At 73.6% G+C, this 8,580-nt stretch carries 9 protein-coding genes and 1 riboswitch; all 9 genes read right to left on the reverse strand.

The annotated features are described in order from the left end of the window. Nucleotides 1-39 precede the first annotated feature (39 nt). On the reverse strand, nt 40-885 hold the full coding sequence (gene hisG, locus D9R02_RS05390) for an ATP phosphoribosyltransferase (RefSeq protein ID WP_019309073.1): 846 nt from the start codon (nt 883-885) through the stop codon (nt 40-42). An 80-nt stretch (nt 886-965) separates the two neighbouring features. Further along, nucleotides 966-1,229, reverse strand: coding sequence for a phosphoribosyl-ATP diphosphatase (locus D9R02_RS05395; RefSeq protein WP_019309072.1), 264 nt, complete (start codon nt 1,227-1,229; stop codon nt 966-968). A 99-nt stretch (nt 1,230-1,328) separates the two neighbouring features. Beyond that, nucleotides 1,329-1,808, reverse strand: coding sequence for a 6,7-dimethyl-8-ribityllumazine synthase (gene ribH / locus D9R02_RS05400; RefSeq protein WP_019309071.1), 480 nt, complete (start codon nt 1,806-1,808; stop codon nt 1,329-1,331). Next, the gene (gene ribA, locus D9R02_RS05405) at nt 1,805-2,551 is read right to left on the reverse strand and encodes a GTP cyclohydrolase II (RefSeq protein ID WP_223246180.1); all 747 of its coding nucleotides are present in this window, start codon (nt 2,549-2,551) and stop codon (nt 1,805-1,807) included. The genes ribH and ribA overlap by 4 nt, the downstream gene beginning before the upstream one ends. Beyond that, nucleotides 2,548-3,840: a riboflavin synthase gene (locus D9R02_RS05410; RefSeq protein ID WP_047978564.1), complete on the reverse strand. Its 1,293-nt coding sequence runs from the start codon at nt 3,838-3,840 to the stop codon at nt 2,548-2,550. Before D9R02_RS05410 ends, ribA begins: the two co-directional genes overlap by 4 nt. A 252-nt stretch (nt 3,841-4,092) precedes the next feature. Next, nucleotides 4,093-5,109 carry a bifunctional diaminohydroxyphosphoribosylaminopyrimidine deaminase/5-amino-6-(5-phosphoribosylamino)uracil reductase RibD gene (gene ribD, locus D9R02_RS05415; RefSeq protein WP_039101234.1) on the reverse strand — a complete coding sequence of 339 codons (1,017 nt, stop codon included), beginning with the start codon at nt 5,107-5,109 and terminating at the stop codon, nt 4,093-4,095. A 164-nt stretch (nt 5,110-5,273) separates the two neighbouring features. After that, on the reverse strand, nt 5,274-5,981 hold the full coding sequence (gene pnuC / locus D9R02_RS05420) for a nicotinamide riboside transporter PnuC (protein ID WP_035884946.1): 708 nt from the start codon (nt 5,979-5,981) through the stop codon (nt 5,274-5,276). 141 nt (nt 5,982-6,122) lie between these two features. Next, nucleotides 6,123-6,295: riboswitch (FMN riboswitch) on the reverse strand. A 65-nt stretch (nt 6,296-6,360) separates the two neighbouring features. Beyond that, nucleotides 6,361-7,026 carry a ribulose-phosphate 3-epimerase gene (gene rpe / locus D9R02_RS05425; RefSeq protein ID WP_070637909.1) on the reverse strand — a complete coding sequence of 222 codons (666 nt, stop codon included), beginning with the start codon at nt 7,024-7,026 and terminating at the stop codon, nt 6,361-6,363. Between the two features lie 56 nt (nt 7,027-7,082). Then, on the reverse strand, nt 7,083-8,580 hold a 1,498-nt coding region (locus tag D9R02_RS05430), incomplete at its 5' end, for an RsmB/NOP family class I SAM-dependent RNA methyltransferase (protein WP_121566483.1).

The raw sequence follows: 8,580 nt of genomic DNA on the forward strand, positions 1-8,580 counted from the left end.
GTGCCCGCCCCCGCCGCACGGATCGCGGCGGGGCGCTCGTCAGATCCGCGCCGCCTGGATCGGGGACACCAGGATGGCCCGGGCCCCCACCTCGTAGAGCGCGTCCATGACCTTGTTCGTGTCCGCCTTGCGGACCATCGAGCGGACCGCCACCGCCCCGTCCCGGCCCAGCGGGGAGATGGTGGGGCCCTCCATGCCGGGGGTGATCTCCACGGCCGCCGGCAGCAGCTCCTCGCGGATGTCGTAGTCCATCATCACGTACTGCCGGGCCACGAGCACGCCCTGCAGACGACGCCGCAGCACGCTCAGCCCCTCGGGCTCCGGTTCGTCCCCGCGCCGGATGAGCAGCGCCTCGGACCTCATGATCGGCTCGTCGAAGATCTCGAGTCCCGCGGCCCGCAGGGTGTTGCCGGTCTCCACCACATCCGCGATCGCGTCCGCGACGCCCAGCCGGATGGCGGACTCCACGGCGCCGTCCAGGCGCACCACCTCGGCATCGACGCCCTGCTCGGCGAGGTGCTGCTCCAGCAGCAGCTGGTAGCTCGTGGCGATCCGCTTGCCCTGCAGGTCCTGCACCGAGGAGAACTGTCCGAGCGGACCGGCCAGGCGGAAGGTGGAGCGGGCGAAGTCCAGGCACAGCTCCTCGGCGGCGTCGGCCCCGGAGTCCAGAAGCAGGTCACGGCCCGTGATGCCGAGGTCCAGGGTGCCCCCGCCCACGTAAATGGCGATGTCACGCGGGCGCAGGTAGAAGAACTCCACCCCGTTGTCGTTGTCCACGAGCACGAGCTCGCGGCTGCTGCGCCGCTGCCGGTAGCCGGCCTCCGTGAGCATGGTGGTGGCGGACTCGGACAGCGCGCCCTTGTTGGGCACGGCGACTCTCAGCATGGGATTCCTTCCCGCGAAAGCGGACTGGGACGGTGGGGACCGGCGAGCGCGGCGGTGTGCTCACGTCGCGCGGTGCGGGCTCAGAGGTGCTTGTAGACGTCCTCGAGGGTCATGCCCTTGGCGATCATCATGACCTGGAGGTGGTAGAGCAGCTGCGAGATCTCCTCGGCGGCCTCCTCGTGGGTCTCGTGCTCGCACGCCATCCAGACCTCGGCGGCCTCCTCCACGACCTTCTTGCCGATGCCGTGCACGCCGGAGTCCAGTTCCGCCACGGTCTTGGAGCCCTCGGGGCGCTGGGCCGCCTTGGCGCTGAGTTCGGTGAAGAGGTCGTCGAAGGTTTTCACCGTTCCAGGGTAATGCGTGCGTGCAGCTCCCCCGAACGCGGGCCCCGGTCCCGCGGTGTGGCTCACCGCACGGGGCCGGGGTCGCGGTCCTCGGCGGGGTCAGCTCCCGTGCGCGGCCAGGGTGAGTGCCGTGCTCAGGGCCGCGTGGGCGGCTTCGTAACCCTTGTCCTCCTGGGAGCCCTCGAGCCCGGCGCGGTCCAGCCCCTGCTGCTCGGTGTCGCACGTGAGCAGCCCGAACCCCACGGGGGTCCCGGTGCGCACGGAGACCTCGGTGAGACCGGTGGTGGCCGCGTGGCACACGTAGTCGAAGTGCGGGGTCCCGCCGCGGACCACGACGCCGAGCGCGACCACCGCGTCCACGTCACCGGCCAGGCGGCTCGCCGCGACGGGCAGCTCGAAGCTGCCGGGGACGCGGACCTCCAGCAGCTGCCCGGTGCGGGCGTCCGCGAGCGCGCGCCGGGCGCCGCGGAGCAGCCCGTCCATGATGGTGGTGTGCCAGCTCGCGGCCACCACGGCCACGCGCAGGCCGGTGGCGTCGAGGGTCGTGGCATCGGTGGTGGGGGCTCCGTGTCCGCTCATGAGTTCTCTCCTGGTGTGAGGTGGGTGAGGTGGTGGTGCATGCGGTCGCGCTTGACGCGCAGGTAGTCGACGTTCTCGGTCCGGGCGGGCACCTGGTGGGTCACCGCTTCCACCACGGTGATCCCGAGGGCCTCGAGCTTGCTGATCTTGTCCGGGTTGTTGGTGAGCAGGCGGATCGAGGTGAGGTTCATGGCGGTGAGGATCCGCGCCGCCGCCGTGTAGTCACGAGCCTCGGCGGGCAGCCCGAGCATGGTGTTGGCGTCCACGGTGTCCGCCCCGGCGTCCTGGAGCTTGTACGCCCGCAGCTTGTTGACCAGGCCGATGCCGCGGCCCTCGTGGTTGCGCAGGTACAGCACGGTGCCGCCGTGCCTGTGAATCCGCTCGAGCGCAAGCTGCAGCTGGGGTCCGCAGTCGCAGCGCCAGGACCCGAGGACGTCCCCGGTGAGGCACTCCGAGTGCAGCCGCACGAGCGGGGGCAGCGTCTCCTCGCCCGGCGGCGGGGGTGCCGTCAGCGACACGTGCTCCGTGGCGGGGGCGCCGTGGCCCTCGGGCACTCGCCACCCGATCACCGAGAAGGACCCGTGGTCCGTGGGGATCGTGACCGGTTCGGAGTGCTCCAGCACGGGGCCGGGCGCCGGAGCCGTGGCGGGGCGGTGCCCTTCCGCAGGGCCGCGCTCTTCCGAGAGGCCGTGCACTTCCGCGTGGCAGTGCTCTTGTGCCGTGCGGTGCTCTGCGGCGCTCACGCGGTGAGTCCCCGTGCCGCTCCGTCCTCGCGCGCGGCGAGCGCCTCGACCTCGTCCAGGTGGCGCACGAGGTCCGCGATGCTGATCATCACGAGGCCGTGCTCGTCCGCGAAGCGGCGCAGGGCGGGCGCGCGGCGGGGCTGGCCGGCGTCGTCGACGATCTCCGCGATGGCACCCACGGGCTCGCACCCGGCCAGGCGGGTGAGCTCGACGGCGGCCTCCGTGTGCCCCGGGCGCTCCCGCACGCCGCCGGGGACGGCCCGCAGCGGGAGGATGTGCCCGGGCCGGGTGAGATCGGACGCGGTGGTGCCGGGCAGGGCGAGCAGGCGGGTGGTCAGGGCCCGGTCCCGGGCGCTGATGCCGGTGGTGATGCCCACGCGGGCGTCGCACGTGACGGTGTAGGCGGTGCCCTTGGCGTCCTCGTTGTGCGCCGTCATGGGTGGCAGCCCCAGGGCGTCGGCCCGCTCCCCCGGCATGGGCACGCACACCACGCCCGAGCTGTGGCGCACGGTGAAGCCCATGAGCGGTTGGGTGGCGTGCTGCGCGGCGAAGACGAGGTCGCCCTCGTTCTCCCGGTCCTCGTCGTCCACGACCACCACGGCCGCGCCCGAGGCGATCGCGGCGACCGCGTCCGGCACGGAGTCGAGGCGCACCTCGTCCCCCGCGGGCGCGGCGGCGCACGCGGCCAGCCGCTCGGCGTACTTGGCGAGCACGTCCACCTCCAGGTTGACCCGGTCCCCCGGCGCACGCGTGCCCAGGGTGGTCACCCGCAGCGTCTCGGGGATCACACCCACCTCGAACCACGCCTCGTCCTCCCCGGGGCGGTTCACGGCGGTGACGGTGAGGGAGACCCCGTCCACCGCGATCGAGCCCTTCACGGCGATGTACCGCGCGAGCTCCCCCGGCACGGCCACGCGCACGGTGTCCCACCCGCTGTGCGGGGTACGGGACACGATCCGGCCCACGCCGTCCACGTGGCCCTGGACCACGTGCCCGTCCAGGCGCTGGCCGGCCGCCGTGCAGCGTTCCACGTTCACGGTGTCGCCGTGCCGCAGCTCGCCGAGGGTGGTCAGGCGCAGGGTCTCCCCCATCACATCTGCGGTGAAGTCCGTGCCTTCGGACCCGTCAGCGGGCACGGCGGTGAGACACACACCGTTCACGGCCAGTGACCCGCCGCGCTGCAGGTCCGCCACGAGCGTGCCCGCCGTGAGGTGGAGCCGGGCGGCGTCCTGCGCCGTGCGCTCCACTCGCTGGACGATGGCCTGGGTTTCGACGATTCCTGTGAACACGAGAACTCTCCTGTGGGGGTGGTGGACCGCGCAGCGGTGCGCGGTCGGTCACGATGTCTTGGTCGGGGCGCTGACGCCGTGGCGCCGCAGCCCGAGAGCGCGGTGGGGTCCGCGTGGCGCAGAGGCTCGGGGCGCACCGCTGGTTCCGTGCGTCGTCCGCCCGGGCTGGCCGTGCGGGCATCCGCCGTGGGACCTGCGGCGTGGGACGTTGAGCGGGGGGACCCTCAGCGCGAGGCCGTCAGCGCGGGGCCCTCATGACGGTGCCGGGCGCAGGTGCCACCGCAGGTCCTCCCCCACGGCCCCCACTGCACCGTCCGGCACCCCCACGTGATCACCGCGCCACGACGACGCCGCCGCGAGCGTCCCGATGCCCAGCCCGGCCACCGAGGACGCGCCCGCGCCCAGCAGCAGGGGTGCCTGGTACAGCCACAGCTCGTCCACGAGATCCGCCGCGAGGAAGGCCGCCGCCACGGTGGGACCGCCCTCCACCAGGACGTGGGCCGCTCCGCGGTCCCGCAGGCGGGTGAGCGCCTCGCGGGGGTCGTGGGTGTCCAGTTGGACGAAGCGGCCGTCGGCCCCACGGATCCGGGCCGCCTCCGGCACCGGTCGGGTGGACATCACCGCGCGCAGGGGCTGCCTGGCGCAGAGCTCTCCTTCGGGGGTGCGCGCCGTGAGCGAGGGGTCGTCGCTGCGCAGCGTCCCCCCTCCCACGAGGACCGCGTCCACGCGGGTGCGCAGCTGGTGGCCCTCCGCGCGGGCCGGCGCGCCCGTGATCCACTGGCTCGTGCCGTCCACGGCGGCCACGCGGCCGTCGATGCTCTGAGCGATCTTGAGACTCACGAAGGGGCGGCGCTGCTGCTGGGCGCGCAGCCAGCGATCGTTCAGGTCCAGTGCCTCGGCGGCGAGCAGCCCGGCCCGGACCTCGACGCCGTGCTCCCGCAACCACGCGGCACCGCCGCGCGCCGCGTCCGTGGTGTCGGCCACGGCGTGCACCACCCGGCCGACTCCGGCACGCAGGATGGCCTCCGTGCACGGTCCCGTGCGGCCCGTGTGGTGGCACGGTTCGAGCGTCACGAGCAGGGTGGTGTCCCGCAGCGGGGTCCCCGCCTCCCGTACGGCGTCCAGGACGACGACCTCGGCGTGTGCCGTTCCGGCGCCCCGGTGGTACCCCACGTGCAGGACCTCGCCCTCGGCGGACAGCAGCGCGGCGCCCACCACCGGGTTGGCGCCCCGCACCCCGCGCGCCGCAGCAGTCAGTGCCGCGCGCATCGCGGCCGTCTCCGCGGCGGTGAATCCCCGTTCCGGGCATCGGCCGGCCGCGGGGTCCGACGCCGCAGGGGCGCCTGTCGCGCGCGGTGACGTGTGTGCGCGAGCCGGGAGTCCGGCGTCGTCGTACGCATCGGGTCCCGCCGCCGGGAGGTCTGGGACGCCCGTCACGACCGGTCGTCCCCGACCGAGAGGTGCAGGTCCGGGAACCCGGTGCCGATGGTGGCCGCCTTGCGCTGGCGCGTGTTGACGCGCCACCACACGAAGAAGCCCGCCAGGGTGAAGCCGCCGTAGACCAGGTACATGATCCCCGAGGCGTAGTAGCCCGCGGAGAACAGCAGGGGCACGCCCACGATGTCCACCGCCACCCAGAAGAGCCAGAACTCGACCCAGCCCTTGGCCATCCCCCACGTGGCGAGCAGGGAACCCATGAAGATCCAGGCGTCCGCCCAGACGGGCTCGTACGACCCCAGGGCGCGGAAGATGGGCGTGAGCACGGCAGTGCCCAGCAGCAGGGCGGCGACCAGGAGCAGGCGCTGGCGAGTGCCGGCCCACTGCGGGGTCACGGCCTCCTGCGAGGCGCCCCGCGAGCGGTGCCACTGCACCCACCCGAAGACGGACACCGCGATGAACATGACCTGGCGTCCGGCCTGCCCCAGCAGGTTCACGGGATTGGGGGTCTCGAAGACCGCGCCCAGGAACACCGTGAGAAGGATGGCGTTGCCCACGATCCCCACGGGCCAGGCCCACACCTTGCGGCGCATCCCGCCCACGGCGGACAGCAGGCCGAACACGTTGCCGATCACTTCACGCCACAGGATGAAGCCGTCCCCCACGCGCAACTGCGCGTCGAACAACCAACGCAGGACCTCCACGGTGTCTCCTCTCACCCGCCACGAATCGGTGGTTCCGGGGAGCAGGAGCACGCCCACGGTCGAGACCGTGTGGCGGACGGCACCACGACAACGCCCAGGGCGGCCCACCCAGGACAGGGTGCGCCGCAGGACCGCGGTGCCCACGTGTGCCTACCATCCAGACTGTACTGTCGGCACCGGAATTCCACCGGTTCGGCCGTTCACTCCGTGGCCGCGATGCCTGCCCGCTGAAGGGCCCGGCACCACGGTCACGGTGTTCACGGTTCGCGGACTGTCACCGCCGGTTCGGAATTGCACCGACCCCGGAACACGTTGCTGGGCACAGTATGCCACGCACCTCCGACGCCACGGGCACAGGAGGTGGGGCTCGGCTCACCCGTCAGCCCATGTGGGAACGCGCGGTCTCCCGGAGGGCGGCGATCGCCGCGGCGGGGTCCTCCTTGCCGTACACGGCGGATCCCGCGACGAAGGTGTCGGCGCCCGCCTCGGCGGCGCGCACGATCGTCTCCTCGGTGATCCCACCGTCCACCTGCAGGGCCACGGTGCCCCCGTGGGCGCGCAGCGCGTCGGCCGCGCGGCGGATCTTGGGCAGGGTCACCTCTAGGAACGTCTGGCCGCCGAAGCCCGGCTCCACGGTCATCACGAGCAGCATGTCGAGCTCGGGGAGCAAGTCGAGGTACGGCTCGATCGGGGTGGCCGGACGCACCGCGAGACCCGCCTTCGCGCCCGCGGAGCGCAGCTCCCGGGCCAGCTTCACCGGGGCCGTGGCGGCCTCCGCGTGGAACGTCACGGACGCGCACCCGGCCTCCGCGTAGGCGGGAGCCCAGCGGTCCGGGTCCTCGATCATCAGGTGCAGGTCCAGCGGCACCGGCGAGACCGCCTGCAGCCGCTCGACCACGGGCAGCCCCAGGGTGAGGTTGGGGACGAAGTGGTTGTCCATCACGTCCACGTGCGCGGCATCCGCCGTGCTGATGCGCTGCAGCTCCTCGCTCAGACGGGAGAAGTCCGCGGAGAGGATGGACGGGTGGATGTCGCAGCGGGTCATGGGTTCCTCCTGGGGGAAGCGGTCTGGCGAGGGCGGTGGACAGCAGCGGTCCGGGGTCAGGCCGTGCGGCGCAGCGCGACCATGTACATCGCGTCCGTGCCGTGCACGTGCGGCCACAGCTGGACGCTCGTGCCGCCCCCGGGAAGTTCTTGGCGCACGGAGCGCGCGTCCTCCAGGGCACCCGGCAGGGCCGCCTCGACGGCCAGCGCGGCGGTGTCCAGGACCTGCACGTCAGTGCGCTTCTCCAGCAGGTCCTGGAGGACGTCGTGGGTCTCCGCGGTGTGCGGTGAGCACGTGGCGTACAGCACCACGCCGCCGGGGCGGGTGGCCGCCACCGCGGCGTCGAGCAGCTCGCGCTGGATCCCAGCGAGGTTCGCCACGTCGGACGGGGTGCGCCGCCAGCGGGCCTCCGGGCGTCGGCGCAGCGCACCCAGACCGGTGCACGGGACGTCCACGAGCACGCGGTCGAACGCGGCCTGGTGCTCCTCCGGGAGCTGCCGCGCGTCCCCGGTGCGCACCTCCCATGCCTCACGCGGCACAGGCTGCAGCGCCTGGCGCACGAGGTCGCCGCGGTGCTCGCTGACCTCGTTGGCCAGCAGGGAAGCGCCCTGCTGGTGCGCGAGCGACGCGAGCAGCGCGGCCTTGCCGCCGGGACCCGCGCAGAAGTCGGCCCAGCGACCGGAGTCCTCCGCGACCTCGGCACGGGCCAGCACACGGGCCACGAGCTGCGAGCCCGCGTCCTGGACGCGCACCACTCCCTCGCGGGCGCCGGGCACGCGGTGGACGTCTCCCCCGCCGCTGACGGCGCTGCCGGGTACGAGGTCCCCCGCGTCCGCGCCGGCCTCCAGTGCGGCGTCGAGCGAGCCGAGGCCCGGCAGGGCCACGAGGTGCACGCGCGGTGCCTCGTTGTCGGCGGCCAGCAGATCCGTGATCTCCTCGGGGTCCCGACCGTTGGCCCGCAGCGCGCGGCGCAGCGCACGGATCTCCCACACGGGGTGCGCGTAGCGGACGCTCATCCGCCGCCACTCGTCCGGCTGCTCGCTCTCGAGTGCCTCGAGCCACTGCTCCTGGGTGCGCCGGGCCACCTTGCGCAGCACCGCGTTGACGAGCCCGGCCGGGCCCTGCCCGATCTCACCGCGCACGAGCCCCACGGTGGCGTCCAGGGCCGCGTGGTCGGGCACGCGCATGGCCAGCAGCTGGTGGGCACCCAGCCGCAGGGCGTCCAGCACCGCGGGATCCAGCTGGTCCAGAGGGCGGTCCACGCACCCGGCCAGGACGGCGTCCCACGTGCCGCTCCAGCGCATGGTGCCGTAGGCCAGTTCCGTGGCGAACGCCGCGTCCCGCTTGTCGAGGCGCAGCTCCCGGACCAGGCCGGGCAGCACCAGGTTGCCGTAGGCGTCCTCGGAGTTCACCGCGCGCAGCGCCCGGAACGCCGCCAGCCGCGCCGGATCGGAGTGGCGACGCCGCTGGCCCGGGGCCTGCGCGGAGTAGGACCGTTCGTGCTGGGCACGCCGGTTGCGCTCGTGGCCCTTGGCGTTGCGGCGGGAGCTACCC

It is taken from the genome of Kocuria rhizophila, assembly GCF_003667225.1.
GTDB classification, from domain to species: domain Bacteria; phylum Actinomycetota; class Actinomycetes; order Actinomycetales; family Micrococcaceae; genus Kocuria; species Kocuria rhizophila.